Genomic DNA, 15,007 nt, shown 5'->3' with positions numbered 1-15,007 from the left:
GCTGAAACAGCGTTTTTTGCAGTCATGGATCGGCTGTCATTTTACATGACTGGCGCCACTCCGGGAGGTGGGTCAGTACGAATCTTGTCACATAATGCAAAAAGAATATGCTCGCGCGGACATCCTTTCCGGGACAGGAAACCGATGGTCCGGCCATAGCCCGGATCATCAATCGCCACCATGTTCACATCCGGGTTGGCCGCACTCAAGAAGTTTCTCGCCAGCGCCGGGACCAACGTCGATCCAAATCCCTGGGTTATATAATGTGTCGCCGTCAGCAGGCTTGTCGCGGCGAGATCCTCGGGCATATCAATGCCGACATTCTTGCTGTCGCACAGTCGCAAAGTATCTTCGCGCAAGCAGTGATCTTCATCCAGCAATACCAGTTCTTCAACCGGTATCTCATTGGCAGAAATCTGGTCACGGTTGCCCAGACGATGGTTATTGGATACGGCCAGCAGCAGGTCCTCCCGAAATACCGGTGTGAAATTGGCTGAGGGATGGTCCACGGGACCACTGACCATTGCGATATCGATGCGGCGGTTTTCCAACTCGGATATCAACTGTTTGGTTGGCGCTTCCCGGAAAATCATCTTCATTTCTTTGCTGAGATTTCTCACGGTTCCCGCCACATAAGGAACGATAAAAGGGGCCAATGTGGGAAAGATACCGATTTTCAACGGAACAGATATCGGGTCCCTATATTCCGCTGCATAGTCTCTGATCTGACGCGCGGATTTCAGCATGTCTCTGGCTGTTTCAATAATCCGGTGACCCGCTTCCGTCGCCATCACCTTATGATTGGTGCGCGCAAAAATCTCCACGCCCAACCGCTCTTCAAGCTTTTTGACCTGCGCTGACAGTGCCGGCTGAGACACATTGCAGGCTTCCGCAGCTCTGCCGAAATTGAGGTGCCTGTCAATCGCGGTAATATATTCCAGATCTCGTAGCTTCATTTGACCTCTCCCAAGATATTCTGGTTTCGCTCGGAGCGGCCACTAAGTTACAATCAGCAAAAATCTTTTGTTCAGGCTTGAGAACCGACCGGACGGAGATAAGGCCCAGGACTAAGAAACTGATGGCGCATGCTCCTTCAGGAATGCTGCAGCAGCACCATATAATCCGGGCTCTTCATTGAAAAACTGCTTCACCGAAATTTGTTCCATCAGAGACTGAAAACGCCCTTTTACGGTAAACCGGTCGCGAAAGCCCGATGCGAGCAATTGATCCGCAATCCGGTTGCCCAGGCCGCCTGAAATCACAACAGCGCCTGACCCGTGGACCAGTGCCATGTCTCCCGCAAAAGAACCCAGACACAGACAGAACCGGTCAAAAGCAGCGGCCGCCAGACGGTCTTCCCCGCCAAGGGCCAATTGCCACAAGTCCTTGTCATCAAGCTGCTTTGGCGTTTGTCCCTCGACCTCTGCCAGCACGCGATAAATGGCCTGCAGGCCCGGGCCGGCTGCTATTCGTTCTACCGAAACCCGCCCGTGCTGTTTGCGCAGGTTGTGCAGCAAGCGGTCTTCCAGTTCATCATGCGGCGCGAAATCGATATGGCCGCCTTCTGTTTCGGATATATGATATGTGTTGCCTGTCCTTAAAACATGCGCGACGCCGAGGCCGGTACCCGGTCCAATGACTGTAATGGAATGTTCCTCGCTGATCATACTATCGGGCCCGCAAATATGTCCGAACTGATCATCGTCAAGCAGAGCAACGGCATGGCCAACCGCACCGAAATCGTTGACCAGACTGATCCGGTTCATCTTCAGTTTCTCACGGATCAAACGAGGGCGGATCACCCAGCTGTTATTGGTAAGATGAAGGGCATCCCCGTTTACGGGAGCGGCAACAGCTATCGCTCCGTCTTGGGGTAGTTCACGGCTGATCTCTCCGCCATATGCCTGCCATGCCATCTCCAGACTGGCATGGTCAGCGCTTTTCATTATAATCTGGTTTTCGACCCGGATTATCTGGCCTCTCTGGAGCGTGGCAATCGCGAAGCGCGCATGGGTGCCGCCAATATCGGCAACGACAATCTCCTCAGGCGTAACCGGCCAGTTTCCGTGGTTTTCCGGTAACATCACCGGCATTGCCCGGCATCAATCAATGCGCCTCGTCCCAGGACTGGCCGGTTCCGATATCCACATCAAGCGGCACCGACAGTTTGACGGCTGGTTCTGCAGCCCCTGCCATCACCTTGCGAATGACTTCTGATGCTGCCTCCACATCACCGGCCGGAAGCTCGAACACCAGTTCATCGTGCACCTGCATGAGCATTTGAACATTACCCAGCCCGGCCTCAGCCAGCGCAGGGATCATCCGTGCCATCGCGCGTTTGATAATGTCGGCGCTTGTGCCCTGGATCGGAGCGTTAATCGCCGCACGCTCGCTGCCCTGACGTTCTGCCTGGTTGGCGGATTTCAAGCGCTCAAAATGGGTTTTGCGGCCGAACAGCGTTTCCGTATAGCCGCTTTCCCGCGCCGCCTGTAGCGTTTCGGAAATATAACGATTGATGCCGGGGAAGCGTTCAAAATAGGTGTCGATCATATCCTGCGCCTCGTCGGGATCGACCTCCAGCCGCTTGCCGAGACCCCAGCGTGAGATGCCGTAAAGAATGGCGAAGTTGATCGTTTTCGCCCGCGCGCGTGTGTCGCGATCGACCGCCCCGAACAGTTCTTGCGCCGTCCGGTTGTGAATATCTTCGCCGGCGGCAAAGGCAGCCTTCAGTGTATCGACATCGGCAATATGCGCGGCGAGACGCAGCTCAATCTGGCTATAGTCGGCCGCGAGGATGACATTGCCGGGTGCCGCAACAAAGGCCTGCCGAATTTGCCGTCCGATTTCTGTACGGATCGGAATGTTCTGCAGGTTTGGTTCGGTGGAAGACAGCCGGCCTGTCTGTGCGCCGCTAAGGGAATAGCTTGTATGCACCCTGCCCGTCTTGGCATTAATCTGTTCCTGGAGTGCATCAGTATAGGTGGATTTGAGCTTCGATAGTTGCCGCCAGTCGACAACCTTTTGCGCTATCGGTTCGCCATCTCCGGCGAGTCTCTCCAGCACGGTCACATCTGTTGAATATTGGCCGCTCTTGCCTTTCTTACCGCCCTTCAGACCGAGTTTGCCGAACAGGATTTCGCCCAGCTGTTTTGGGCTGCCGATCGAAAATGGCTCTCCGGCAAGGTCATGAATTTCCTTCTCAAGGCTTTCCATGTTTTCGGCAAAGCTCTGCGACAACCGCGCCAGCTCTTCGCGATCGACCAGCACGCCGGTTTCTTCCATCTTGGCAATGACCGGAACCAGCGGACGGTCGACCATCTGATAGATGCGCGTCGCGCCTTCCGGGGCCATGCGCAGGCGCAAAATCTCCCACAGGCGAAGAGTGACGTCGGCATCCTCGGCCGCGTATTCCGTCGCCTTGTCGAGCGGGACTTCGGCGAAGGTGATCGCTTTCTTGCCCGTGCCGGTCAGCGATTTGAAACTGATACACTCATGGCCAAGATGCAGCTTGCTGAGTTCATCCATGCCGTGCCCGTGCAGGCCGGCATCGAGATTGAAACTCATCACCAATGTGTCGTCAAACGGGATGATCTGAATGTCATGTTGGGCCAGCACGGTCATGTCATATTTCAGGTTCTGCCCGACCTTCAGCACCGCATCGTCCTCGAGCAGCGGCTTCAGTCGCGACAGCGCTTCCTCGGTCGAAATCTGCTTCGGCGATTCTGCAAACATATCCCCGCTGCCATGGCCAAGCGGGATGTAGCAGGCCTCATTGGGGCCAGTCGCCATGCAGACACCCACAACCCGCGCGGTGACGCTTTCCAGGCTATCCGTCTCGACATCAACCGCCATCACGCCCTTGGCGCGCGCGCGGTCAATCCATTTGTCGAGCGTATCGATATCCTGCACACATTCATATGCACTGCGGTCAATTGCCGGTGCTTCAACCGGTTTGGCTGCCGCCGCCGGAGCACTATCGCCGATACCGCCGTCTACATCGGGATTTTGCGGTTCCGCCTGCCCGCCGCCCAGTTTCTTGAGCAATGAGTTAAACCCGTGATGCGTCAAAAATTCCCGCAAGGGGCCATCGGGAATATCCTGCAGCAGAAAACTGTCCAGGCTATCGGGCAGCGGGCAATCGTCTTTCAACGTCACCAGCACCCGCGAAAGGCGCGCCTGCTCGATATTCTCGAGAATATTCTCTTTCATCTTGGACTTTTTCATATCCGGCGCAGCGGCCAGCACGGCTTCGATATCGCCATATTCGTTGATCAGCTTTGACGCGGTTTTCGGACCAATGCCGGGGACACCAGGAATATTGTCTGCGCTATCACCCATCAGGCCGAGCACATCGCCCAGTTTTTCTGGACCGACGCCGAATTTCTCTTCGACCGTCGCCTTGCCCATGCGGACATTTTTCATGGTATCCAGCATGTCGACGCGGCTATCGTCAAATGGCTCGATCAACTGCATCAGATCCTTGTCGGATGAAACAATCGTGACCTTCCACCCTTCGGCCACCGCCGCCTTGGTGTAGCTGGCGATCATATCATCCGCCTCGACATTTTCTTCCTCGATCAGCGGCAGCGAAAAGGCCCGCGTCGCATCGCGAATCATGGGAAATTGCGGGCGCAGGTCCTCCGGCGGTTCGGGGCGGTGCGCCTTATATTCGCTGTAAAGTTCGTTACGGAAGCTCTGGGACGACTTGTCGAGCACAACCGCCATATGGGTCGGACCATCGGACTTGTGCAGCTCATCCGCCAGTTTCCAGAGCATGGTTGTATAACCATAGACGGCACCGACAGGTTCACCGTGAATATTGGTGAGCGGCGGCAAGCGGTGATAGGCCCTGAAAATATAGGCCGAACCGTCGACCAGATAGAGATGTTTTTGTTTATCGGCGCTATTGGCGGACGGCGAAGAGCCGGAAGAATCTGTATCTGTCATGGCGATAATCACTAGCAGCGCAGACAGTGCCCGTCATCGCTAATTTGCAAAGCGGATTGTAGAAACCTTCAAGCCCGGATCAGACCGATATTTGTATCCTGCCAGAGTTGTTGCCCGCTTCGTAAAAAGGCCGCGGCTTTGCCCGCATACCGTGCGTGTAGAGCACGCATTGATTGCGGCCGCGCCGTTTGGCTTCAAACAGGGCGCTATCGGCATTGCGCATTGGCAAGGCGCGCTCCTCGTAGGAAGACACACCGGTCAGGCCTATACTCACCGTAATGCGGTGCGGAATACCTTCCTGCGGTTCAAATAATGTGGTTTCAATTTCATGCCGGATCATCTCGCCAATAATCTCGCCTTCGGTTTCGCATGTGTCGGGCAGCAACACGCCAAACTCCTCGCCACCGATCCGGCCGACCAGATCATTCTTGCGCAAAATGCGCCTGAACACCGAAGCCATCAGGATCAGTGCCTTGTCCCCGACCGGATGGCCATAGCCGTCGTTGATATTCTTGAAATGATCGGCATCGATAATCATCAGGACATTGTTGACGGACTTCATGCGCCGCTCATCAAACAGCTTTATGAAATATTCCCGGTTGGCAAGACCGGTCAGGCCGTCAATATTGGCCTTGCGCTGTAAATCCTTGTTCACCTGCTGCAGCTTTTCCTGTGTCACTTTCAGCTGGTCCGCCATATCGATTAGCTGTTTACGCTGATTGATAAAATAGAAATTGGCCGGAAGACAGATCACCCATGGTATCAGGAAAGCCATGGTCATGACGTTCCAGAAATTGCTATCAACGCCGAAGATCAGCAGATAGGCAATTGCGGTCACCGCAAAGGCCGACAACACTTCTGTTGCCGACAGCATGCCGACCTGCCGCGCCGGAGATAATTTCGAGATGGCTTCGTTCATTCTTCACAGGATAAAGCCCATAGATTGCGAGCCTGTGCAGTTTCATAGTTAAAGGCCTGCCGCAAAAATGGCGGACTTCCTGCCCAATTGCTCCAAAACTGGTTAACAGGCAGATATCAGTTTACCTTATCTGGTAACTGCCCGATCAGATTTGGCCGGTCACAGCTAGCCAATCAAAGCTGACCGGTCAGTGCTGCCTTGTTGTCGCGCAGCACCATTTCGGCAAAGTCCATAAATGCCTTCACCCGGGCCGTACGTCTCAAATCATCATGGGTGAGTATCCAAATATCGCGTGATGGTGTCGGGTCACGCCGGGTCGCCCGGACCAGATCCGGCGTATTGTCACCGGCAATACAGGGAATCATGACCAATCCCATCGCTGCCCTCGCCATTTCGATCTGCAGCCCTATGCTGCCGAAATTCCCCCAGACCGGCACGCGGGCAAATTCGGTGTCCCGCGTCCAGTCGGGGAACCGGCTTTCCCGGTCCGTCCAGCCGAGCCAGCGGGCCTGTTCCGGCGCATTCACAAAATCATGCCGGGCGAGATAATCGGGATGGGCATAGATCGATGTCGTGTAGGCGAACAGGCGCTTGCCAACCAGCGTATCGGGCGGATTATTATCCATGCGGATGGCAATATCCGCCTCCCGCCGGGCAACATCAAGCAGGTCATAGCTTGTCAGTATTTCCAGCTCCAGACCGGGATAGGCATCGCAAAATTCGGGCAGGCGGGACGCAAACATAGACGTCGCAAACGGCTCCGCCATGGTTACCCGAATGGTCCCTGTTAACTCATTGTCGCGCCCGGCAATATGGCGCTCAACCGTCAACAGATTGTCCGCAAATAGCCCTGCTGCCTGCGCCAGATCTTCCCCGGCAGATGTCGGAAAATAGCCCTCCGGGCGTCTTTCGAATAAAGTGACGCCCAGCGATTTTTCCAACTGCTCAATCCGCCGGCTAACCGTGCTATGATGAACGCCCAGATTTTTCGCGGCAGCACGGACCGTTCCGCCGTTCTTCACTTCGCGAAAGGTCTTGATGTCTTCCCAATCCATATCGCCCTCCATCCCTGCGCCCGTTTCCACGGATGAATGCTAGCGCAAAGCAACGGCAAATGCATGGCTCATTTTTGCACAGCAAAGGTGCAAATACTCTTTTGGACTTTGTATTTTTGAGCCGGTAACGAACGAAGATATAACAAGACCATTGGGAGAAGCCGTATGACTGTACCGATTATTTCCGCTTATGCTGGCGGCCTGTTGATCATCCTGCAAGCCGTACTCATGGTTTTGACCGGATTGCACCGTGCCAAAGCCGGTATCAATCTGGGCGTTGGCGATGATCCGGTTATGGAGCGAAAAATCCGGCGCCATGGCAATCTGGCGGAAAATGCGGGTCTGTTTGTTGCGGTCCTGGCCATCGCAGAGATGACTGTAGTACCCTCTTCGACAATCATGATCATCGCGATCGCCTTTGTGGTTGCGCGCTTTTCGCATGCCATCGCGCTATCCACCGAAGCCGGATCACATGGTGCAGAAGGCGGAAAAATCTTCGTTCTGGCGCGCGTCATCGGTGCATTTGGTACATTGCTTTGCTTTGTCGCACTTGGCGGATTTCTGATTTTAAATCTTATGTAGGTACGCATTACCAATCGGCATCATCACTTTCATCAAGGATATCAAATGACTGTTCAACTTTCCCACATCTTCAAATCCTCCACCGCGCAGGCTTTTCGCGGACTGACCAACATTTTGGAAAAAGCCAAGGCTCATGCAGAAGCGACGGAGGCATCCGAAGAAGCCTTCATGGAAAACCGCCTGTTCCCCGACATGCATGAAATGAAATGGCAGGTGCAGATGATCACCGAATTTGCCGTCCGCGGTGCAGCGCGCATGCAAGGTGTCGCCACCGACGATCTGCCCAACCTGCCGATGGAAGGCGAGACGTTTGACGCCCTGATCGCCCGCGTTGCGGAATGTGGAGCGACTGTGGCCAAGGCCGATGACGCGACCATCGATGGCAATGAAACCATGACGATTTCGATGCCGATCGGCCCGGATCAAACCATGGATCTCGACGGCAAAACCTACGTCCTGAGCTTTTACCTCCCCAACCTGTTGTTCCATGTCACCACCACCTACAACCTGCTGCGCATGCAGGGCGTGCCTGTAGGCAAGAAGGATTACATGGGAATCTAAATGGCTTGGCGGGCCTTGATCCGCCCAGATGTCAGCCTGACACCGGCGCTCCGAACAGATCGTGGGCGTCGGCGTCTTCGATCTCGACATCTATAATATCACCAACCGCAACCTCAGCGCTGACGTTGCGCAGGAAGACATTGCCGTCAATTTCCGGGGCATCGGCCTGTGACCGGGCAGTTGCACCAATGTCGCCATCTTCATCCGGCTCACCGATTTCGTCGATGATGACGGGCAGCGTACGGCCGACTTTGGCTTGCAGCCGTGCAGCGCTGATCGCAGCGGTTTTTTCCATCAGGCGCTGATAGCGTTCTTCTTTGACTTCCTCGGGTACGGCACCATCCAGGGCATTGGCCGCGGCACCCTCCACCGGTTCAAAGCGAAAGCCGCCGACCCGGTCGAGCTGCGCTTCTTCCAGCCAGTCGAGCAGATATTGGAAATCTTCTTCCGTCTCACCGGGGAAACCAACCACGAAGGTAGAGCGGATCGTGAGGTCCGGGCAGATATCGCGCCAGCTTTTCACCCGCTGCAAGACTTTCGCCTCGTTGGCCGGGCGCTTCATGCGTTTCAGCACATTGGGCGCGGCATGTTGAAAAGGAATATCAAGATAAGGCGTGATCTTGCCCTCGGCCATGAGCGGGATGACCTTGTCGACATGCGGATAGGGATAGACATAGTGCAGCCGCGTCCAAACGCCCAGTTCGCCCAGCGCCACCGCCAGATCGGTCATATGCGCGCGCACTTCGCGGCCCTGCCCGATCGGGCCGTTCCAGATTTGCGGCTTGTGCCGGATATCGACGCCATAAGCCGATGTATCCTGACTGATCACCAGCAATTCCTTGGTCCCGTTAGCGACAAGCTTTTCCGCTTCACGCAGGATCGCGTCGGGTCGCCGAGAAACCAGATCGCCGCGCAAGGACGGGATGATACAGAAGGAACAGCGATGGTTGCAGCCTTCGGATATCTTCAAATAGCTGTAATGGCGCGGTGTCAGTTTCAGGCCGGCATCGGGGACCAGATCAACAAACGCGCCGCGCGCCGCCGGAGCCGCCGCATGCACCGCCGTAACGACATCCTCATATTGATGCGCGCCGGTTACCGCCAGCACTTCGGGGAAGCGCGCACGGATCGCATCGGCTTCATTGCCCATGCAGCCGGTGACGATCACCCGGCCATTTTCCGCCATCGCTTCGCCGATCGCTTCAAGCGACTCTTCCTTGGCGCTGTCGAGAAACCCGCAGGTATTGACCAGCACCACATCTGCGCCCGCATAGTCCGCCGACATCTGATAACCATCAGAGCGCAGCTGTGTCAGAATGCGTTCGCTATCGACCAGCGCCTTGGGACAGCCAAGGGACACCATGCCGACTTTGGGCGGAGAAGGAATTGCGGTTGCCATGATGGCAGCGCCCTTACCCGCTATTTTCCGATGAGTCACGCCTCCAATGGCCCGGTACCCTGGTCCAACCTGCCGTTAGCTGGTTTTTTCGGCGATTTCGGTGTAAAAACAATCTGTTCATAAAATCAGGGAGGATGGAATGAATATTTTCGATGTAAACTGGATCGCTGTGGTCGTTGCAGCCTTGGCCGGCTTTCTGGTCGGAGGCATCTGGTATGGGCCGATCATGGGCAAGAAATGGATGGGCGCGGTCGGCTTGACCGAAGAAGAAATAAAGGAAGGTAATATGGGCGCCATCTATGGCGGCGCCTTTGCTTTCAGCCTGGTCGCCTCATGGACTTTGGCGCATACGTTCGCGACCTATGGCACGGACTTTTCCCTTACCATTAAAGTGCTGACCGCCTTTGGCGTTGCGCTGGGCTTCATCGTTCCAGCCATCGGCACCAACTATCTGTTCTCACAAAAGAGCAAGACCCTGTTCTTCATTGATGCTGGCTATTGGCTGCTTTTCTACACGGCCATGGGCGTTGTTCACGCCTTGCTGGGATAGGCCCTAGACCGTTTCGCTGGAGCGCCGACTGACGCTTTCATACAGATCGTCACCGTCGCTCCAGTCGGTTACCTTGCCGGAGAAAAGAAATTCTGGCGGCACCACTTCGGGGCTTTCCCCCGGACCGGTAGGCGGCGTGTAATAGCCGAGCGCATAGCTGCCCATGCAATAGCCGAGCAGGTCCCGCAGCGCCGGATCGAAATCCTTGGCAATATGTGGCGGGCAAGACAGATACTGGTTCTCTTCCTGCCGCAACCAGCCTAGCGCATAGGTAATGTTCAATCCCATCCGGTCATGATCGGCGTTATTTGCGCCGCCGCTGTGGATCACCGAACCGGAATAGACGAGCACAGAACCGGCTTTCATCTCCGCATATTGGATCTCATCTGGCCCAGCTTCACGCCCCGCTTCCCAGTTGTTCGAACCGGGAATGACCTGCGTCGCGCCATTTTCCTGTGTGAAATCGGTAACCGCCCAGATCGTGTTAAATTGCGGTTCGATACTGTCCTGCAGAAAGCCGCCCCAAGCCAAACGGTCGCGGTGGAGTGGTTGTTTAACCTGTCCCGGCTGGATGCGAATCAGCTGTGTCAGGTGAAGCTGCACCCGCTCGCAAAAAGGTTTCAGAAAGCTGTTGGCACCGCCCAAAATCAAGTCATCCATGACAAGATCGCGGCACGCCTCGGACCGCGCAACCAGCGCGCCAGTGCGCGTCGTCTTGCGTCCGGTGAAATCATCCCGGCCGGGCTCGGTCGCCTCAACATAAGGCATGATTTCGGATTTCAGTCTTTCCAAGGCAGCAGCGTCGAGGACATCTTCGACAATCGCGGCGCCATCATCACGCAGAACCTGTGCTAGTTTTTCCGGATCACTGGCGGCGGACAGTCTTTGTAATTGCGGCATGTTTTCTCTCCTGCTCAGGAGGATATGCCGAATATTCTCCGGTTACAAGGTGCAGCCGTTCACGCCCGTCCCGCCAGCGTATCAGCGATAATTCGCCAGACTTTCGGATTGAAACCCAGACCCAGATGTCCGCCATCGACTCTGATATTGCGCGCCTGCGGATTATAGATATCCTTGGCGATATCCGGCCCGACAATTCCGTCGCGATTGGAATAGAGCACCGTCAATGGCTGGCTGAAGCCGATACTATTGCGCGCATGCACTTCTTTCTCAAAGCGATCGAGATTAATCTGTGCCGATTTCGCATAACGCTGCCCCGGTGTCGTATATTTCGGCCCGCCAATGATCGGAGTACCCATTGTGATGACTTCACGAACCAGATCGGGTGAGAGCCGCGCAACCTCGCGTGCGATAATCCCGCCAAGTGACCAGCCGATTAGCGTCAATGGCTGCCGGTCATTGCTGTTATATTGTGCTTCCGCAATAGTGGTAAACCGGTCGATATCGCGATTAACCGAACCCTGGTTCCTGCCCAATCCCCAATCAGAGACACCATAGTCCAGACCGGTCAAGAAGGCTTTTAAAGGCCCCATAGATAATTCGCTGCCACCATAGCCCGGTATCAGGAAGATCGGACGTCCGTCACCTTTGGGAGCTGTTACAATGCGCGGCCATTGCAAACCAAATCTCACAAAGTCGAGCGGCAGCGCCAGTTCACTAAATTGTGCCAGCCGGTTCGGCGGACGCAGGCCGGTCGGCATCGGTATCGGATCGGCCTGTGTCATTATATTTCTCCCGGAGAACGCCAGCTATCAGTATCTCTGCATAGCATGTTTGTTCGCAGGTGCAACATGGACAGGCTAGTCGGCTTTTGCTTCTTCCCCGGCAGCCCGGCTCCCAGAACCACCATTCCCAGCGCCATTACCCGGCATAATCTCGACAATGATATCGCCGGCCTCAAGTTTCTTGGCTTCTTCTTCCCAAAATCCGTACATGTTATTGTCACGGTAGATACGGACGCCGAGCCCCTCTTTCACAATATCTTTCATCGCCATACCGACTTCGTCATCTTCAACCGGGCGCTGGACCAGTTTGACCCGGCCGGTGGCCGAAGCAAGATCGCTAAGATAGTCGGATATTTTTGCGCCTTCACAGCTGCCTGCCAGCAGCAATCCGGCAAAGCTGACAGGATTAATCACCGTCGTTGCGCCTGCCTGCCGTGCAAGCAGTTCATTGTCCGCAGCCCGGACCGATACACTGATCGGCAGGTGATAGGCGAGGTGCCGCGCGGTCAGCACGATCAGGATGCTGGTATCGTCACGCCCCGCCGAAACGATCATAGATCGCGCCCGCGATATCTTGACGTTCATCAACGTCACATCGCGCGTGGCATCGCCATTAATCACCGCACAGCCCAGTTTCTCGGCCTGTGCCAGCGCTTCGTCAAACGGATCGACGACAACGATTTCCGCCGGATTGGTGCCGCGGGCGATCAGTTCCTGCACCGCTTCCTTGCCGCTGGTTCCGAAACCGGCGATCACGATATGATCGTGCAAATTATTCTGGATGATTTTCATGCGCCAATTGTCCCAGGTTCTTTTGAATACAAAATTATAGGCCGTGCCGACAAATATAAGCACAACGAAGATGCGAATGGGAGTCACGACCAGGGCGTCAAACATACGCGCCCGCTCTGTCACCGGGGCGATATCCCCATAGCCAGTCGTCGTAATTGAGATCATCGTGAAATAGACGACATCAAGAAAACTGACATCGCCATCGTAGCTGTCTTGCAGGCCATTACGGTCAAACCAGTGGACCGCCACAGCCATCGCGATGAGCCCTAATACAAATGCGACGCGCCAGGCAATATCGAGCCATACTGGCAGGCTCGACTGGCGCCGCAGCGTCAGATAGTCGGAGATGTTGCGGGAATAGCGCCGGGCCATAGGGTCATCAGGTCCGCTTCGGCAGATGGGAGACGGGGTTTACCGGCTTTCGATCTTTACGGATTTCAAAATGCAATTGCGGTTCCTGTACATAGCCGCTGTCTCCAGCCAGGCCGATGATATCACCAGCCTTGATCTTTTGTCCACGCGTAACATTTAATTTGTCCGCATGGCCATAAGCGGTGACCCAGCCATCGCCATGGTTGAGCAGGATCAGGCCGCCGAAAACCCCGATTTCATCGCCGCTATAGGCCACCACGCCATCGGCTGATGCCCTTATCGGGGTCCCTTTGGCCACAGCGATGTTCAGACCGTCATTGACCTTGCCGCCGCCCTTGCTGCCGAAACTGGAGAGCAGCTTACCTTCCACCGGCCAGTTGAACCGGCCGGAAAAAGCACTCGGTGTGATGATTGCAGCCGGTTTTTTTGTCGCTGTTTTCGCCGGTTTTTCCTTTTGTGCAATTGCCTTGCGCCAATCAGATGGCTCATCCGCAGTCGTCGCGCTGGCCAGCGCCGGTTGGCTGCCGGTCACGATATCATCGATATCCAGATCAAAGGCGGCCGCCCGCTGTTCAATCGTCATGCGCTGCGGGTCCATCGGCGTGGCTGCTGGCAGCAATAGCCTTTGCCCTACCCGCAGGATAAACGGCTCTTCCAGACCGTTGAGCGCCACCACATCCCGCCACGGAACGCCATAGGCCCGGGCAATGGCAATCCCGGTCTCACCGCCACTCACGCCGTGATAACGGCCGCCGGTGATTTGCAATTTCTGACCCGGCCTGATGATATAAGGCGCGGTCAAATTGTTGGTTGCTGCAATAAGCTCAGAACTTGCGCCGGTCCGATTGGCTATGCCGCGAAGTGTGTCACCGGGTTTCACTATATATGTGCTGTCTTCAACTTTCACCGCATTGGGCGTCACAGCCTGCGCGGTCCAGGTTGGTGGCGGTGCTTCATCCGGGCTCTGGCTGAAAACCGAAGCATCCGTTTGTAATATCGGTTCAGAACCATCTGCTGCCCGGTTCTGCGGCCAGCCATAATCGCGGCCCGGCGGAATGCAGGCCGATACGGAAAATACCAGAAAAAGGAATAGAATCTTACGCATAGAACGCCCCCGTTCACTCGCTCTCACCCCTATGAGAGGGTCCTTTCTAGCATTAAATCCGTTGGTGACCAGCCCTGCTGACTACAACAATTGTAAAACAGTCTGTTTTTACGGCAGGTCATGCAGGAGACCGCAGTAGACAACGCTCAGTGCACGATGATAGGTTGGTACCTAGCGAAACGAATGCCATCAGCGCATCGGTAAATCGAAAGGGGGGAATTCATTGCGTCCAAGGCGATCCTACCTGTTTTTCGCAATCATGGGCCTATTGTTCCTGGCAGTATCGGTAGCGGGATTCGGTCCATCTTTTCTCTTTCCGCTTTTGGGTGGAAATTTTGATTTCCCTCTCGCCGTTTTCGTTCATGCTGTCATTATGTTTGGCTGGCTTGGGTTGTTTATAACGCAGGCCATGCTTGCCAGGGGTGGGCCGAGCCGGTGGCACAAATATTTCGGGACCGCATCCCTCCTATTGTTCCTGTTGATTATGGCGTCCGGCGTTACGCTTTCCATTGCCAACTTTCTGGAAGACTTGCCACAGCCGATTGAGGCGCGTCTGGACAGCATCTTTTTCCTGCAGTTGTGGACGTTCGTTTTGATACCATTATTCTATTGGCTCGGTTACCGGGAACGGAGGCGCTCTCCAGAGAAGCATATGCGCTATATGCTGCTGCTTACGTTTTTTCTTATCGAAGCAGCGGCCAGCCGGATAACTTTCCTGCCGGGAATGGCGGACGATGCGACCTTTATCTATGCGCAATATTTATATCTTGATGCGATGTTGATCCCGCTTTTTATTTATGACTGGAAGCAATTGGGGAGAATATCTCCAGCCACCCTTATCGGGTGCGGTATTTTATTATTCTATCAATTCACTGCCTTGATAATGTGGGACAATGAGCAATGGCTCAAACTGGCCGATGCTCTGGATAGCTGGCTTAGCGCTTACTGGCCGATATAGCCCCATCGCTTGGAGTTCGATGAAGCGGCACCGCAGCCGCTAAAAGTCAATTTGATGATTTATTGTTGGCACTGTGTTAGGC

Annotated in this window: 14 protein-coding genes; 4 read left to right on the top strand and 10 right to left on the bottom strand. The window is 55.1% G+C overall.

Annotated elements, in window-relative coordinates:
- Nucleotides 1-41: 41 nt before the first annotated feature.
- From DK507_RS06335 to DK507_RS06315, 5 genes are all read right to left on the bottom strand, one after another.
- The gene (locus DK507_RS06335; protein ID WP_109355564.1) at nt 42-956 is read right to left on the bottom strand and encodes a LysR substrate-binding domain-containing protein; all 915 of its coding nucleotides are present in this window, start codon (nt 954-956) and stop codon (nt 42-44) included.
- Between the two features lie 111 nt (nt 957-1,067).
- Nucleotides 1,068-2,084 (bottom strand): glucokinase, encoded by a 1,017-nt coding sequence (glk, locus tag DK507_RS06330; protein WP_109356184.1) that lies wholly within the window; start codon nt 2,082-2,084, stop codon nt 1,068-1,070.
- 22 nt (nt 2,085-2,106) lie between these two features.
- The gene (polA, locus tag DK507_RS06325) at nt 2,107-4,947 is read right to left on the bottom strand and encodes a DNA polymerase I (RefSeq protein WP_109356183.1); all 2,841 of its coding nucleotides are present in this window, start codon (nt 4,945-4,947) and stop codon (nt 2,107-2,109) included.
- Between the two features lie 79 nt (nt 4,948-5,026).
- Nucleotides 5,027-5,866 (bottom strand): GGDEF domain-containing protein, encoded by an 840-nt coding sequence (locus DK507_RS06320; RefSeq protein WP_109355563.1) that lies wholly within the window; start codon nt 5,864-5,866, stop codon nt 5,027-5,029.
- Between the two features lie 173 nt (nt 5,867-6,039).
- A complete protein-coding gene (locus DK507_RS06315) occupies nt 6,040-6,921 on the bottom strand; it encodes a LysR family transcriptional regulator (protein ID WP_162558925.1) in 882 nt (293 codons plus the stop codon).
- A 165-nt stretch (nt 6,922-7,086) separates the two neighbouring features.
- Here DK507_RS06315 and DK507_RS06310 point away from each other — a divergent pair, with 165 nt between their 5' ends.
- Nucleotides 7,087-7,503, top strand: coding sequence for an MAPEG family protein (locus DK507_RS06310; protein ID WP_109355561.1), 417 nt, complete (start codon nt 7,087-7,089; stop codon nt 7,501-7,503).
- A 45-nt stretch (nt 7,504-7,548) separates the two neighbouring features.
- Entirely contained in the window at nt 7,549-8,064 is a 516-nt protein-coding gene (locus tag DK507_RS06305; protein ID WP_109355560.1) for a DUF1993 domain-containing protein, read from the top strand.
- 31 nt (nt 8,065-8,095) lie between these two features.
- Here DK507_RS06305 and rimO read toward each other — a convergent pair whose 3' ends face one another.
- A complete protein-coding gene (rimO, locus tag DK507_RS06300; RefSeq protein WP_109355559.1) occupies nt 8,096-9,463 on the bottom strand; it encodes a 30S ribosomal protein S12 methylthiotransferase RimO in 1,368 nt (455 codons plus the stop codon).
- Nucleotides 9,464-9,602: 139 nt separating this feature from the next.
- Between rimO and DK507_RS06295 the strand changes: the two genes are divergently transcribed.
- The gene (locus DK507_RS06295) at nt 9,603-10,013 is read left to right on the top strand and encodes a DUF1761 domain-containing protein (protein ID WP_109355558.1); all 411 of its coding nucleotides are present in this window, start codon (nt 9,603-9,605) and stop codon (nt 10,011-10,013) included.
- A gap of 3 nt (nt 10,014-10,016) precedes the next feature.
- On the opposite strand, the gene DK507_RS06290 is transcribed toward DK507_RS06295, so the two are convergent.
- The 4 genes from DK507_RS06290 to DK507_RS06275 all read right to left on the bottom strand — a co-directional run bounded on the left by DK507_RS06290 (nt 10,017) and on the right by DK507_RS06275 (nt 13,967).
- Nucleotides 10,017-10,913 carry a phytanoyl-CoA dioxygenase family protein gene (locus DK507_RS06290; RefSeq protein ID WP_109355557.1) on the bottom strand — a complete coding sequence of 299 codons (897 nt, stop codon included), beginning with the start codon at nt 10,911-10,913 and terminating at the stop codon, nt 10,017-10,019.
- Nucleotides 10,914-10,972: 59 nt separating this feature from the next.
- On the bottom strand, nt 10,973-11,698 hold the full coding sequence (locus DK507_RS06285; RefSeq protein ID WP_109355556.1) for a triacylglycerol lipase: 726 nt from the start codon (nt 11,696-11,698) through the stop codon (nt 10,973-10,975).
- Between the two features lie 75 nt (nt 11,699-11,773).
- Entirely contained in the window at nt 11,774-12,862 is a 1,089-nt protein-coding gene (locus DK507_RS06280) for a TrkA family potassium uptake protein (protein ID WP_109355555.1), read from the bottom strand.
- Nucleotides 12,863-12,869: 7 nt separating this feature from the next.
- Nucleotides 12,870-13,967: a M23 family metallopeptidase gene (locus tag DK507_RS06275; protein WP_109355554.1), complete on the bottom strand. Its 1,098-nt coding sequence runs from the start codon at nt 13,965-13,967 to the stop codon at nt 12,870-12,872.
- Nucleotides 13,968-14,226: 259 nt separating this feature from the next.
- Between DK507_RS06275 and DK507_RS06270 the strand changes: the two genes are divergently transcribed.
- Entirely contained in the window at nt 14,227-14,925 is a 699-nt protein-coding gene (locus DK507_RS06270; RefSeq protein WP_109355553.1) for a hypothetical protein, read from the top strand.
- Nucleotides 14,926-15,007: the final 82 nt, after the last annotated feature.

The organism is Sphingorhabdus sp. EL138, from assembly GCF_900258045.1.
GTDB lineage: Bacteria > Pseudomonadota > Alphaproteobacteria > Sphingomonadales > Sphingomonadaceae > Parasphingorhabdus.
The sequence above is the reverse complement of the archived record's forward strand: the minus strand, read 5'-3'. Positions and strand labels throughout refer to the sequence as shown.

Excerpts from the sequence above, each read along its gene's own strand:
- DK507_RS06285 (WP_109355556.1), bottom strand. The coding sequence starts at position 11,698 with ATGACACAGGCCGATCCGATACCGATGCCGACCGGCCTGCGTCCGCCG.
- DK507_RS06275 (WP_109355554.1), bottom strand. The coding sequence starts at position 13,967 with ATGCGTAAGATTCTATTCCTTTTTCTGGTATTTTCCGTATCGGCCTGC.
- glk (WP_109356184.1), bottom strand. The coding sequence starts at position 2,084 with ATGTTACCGGAAAACCACGGAAACTGGCCGGTTACGCCTGAGGAGATT.
- DK507_RS06315 (WP_162558925.1), bottom strand. The coding sequence starts at position 6,921 with ATGGATTGGGAAGACATCAAGACCTTTCGCGAAGTGAAGAACGGCGGA.
- rimO (WP_109355559.1), bottom strand. The coding sequence starts at position 9,463 with ATGGCAACCGCAATTCCTTCTCCGCCCAAAGTCGGCATGGTGTCCCTT.
- DK507_RS06280 (WP_109355555.1), bottom strand. The coding sequence starts at position 12,862 with ATGGCCCGGCGCTATTCCCGCAACATCTCCGACTATCTGACGCTGCGG.
- DK507_RS06335 (WP_109355564.1), bottom strand. The coding sequence starts at position 956 with ATGAAGCTACGAGATCTGGAATATATTACCGCGATTGACAGGCACCTC.
- DK507_RS06270 (WP_109355553.1), top strand. The coding sequence starts at position 14,227 with ATGGGCCTATTGTTCCTGGCAGTATCGGTAGCGGGATTCGGTCCATCT.
- polA (WP_109356183.1), bottom strand. The coding sequence starts at position 4,947 with ATGACAGATACAGATTCTTCCGGCTCTTCGCCGTCCGCCAATAGCGCC.
- DK507_RS06305 (WP_109355560.1), top strand. The coding sequence starts at position 7,549 with ATGACTGTTCAACTTTCCCACATCTTCAAATCCTCCACCGCGCAGGCT.
- DK507_RS06310 (WP_109355561.1), top strand. The coding sequence starts at position 7,087 with ATGACTGTACCGATTATTTCCGCTTATGCTGGCGGCCTGTTGATCATC.
- DK507_RS06295 (WP_109355558.1), top strand. The coding sequence starts at position 9,603 with ATGAATATTTTCGATGTAAACTGGATCGCTGTGGTCGTTGCAGCCTTG.
- DK507_RS06290 (WP_109355557.1), bottom strand. The coding sequence starts at position 10,913 with ATGCCGCAATTACAAAGACTGTCCGCCGCCAGTGATCCGGAAAAACTA.
- DK507_RS06320 (WP_109355563.1), bottom strand. The coding sequence starts at position 5,866 with ATGAACGAAGCCATCTCGAAATTATCTCCGGCGCGGCAGGTCGGCATG.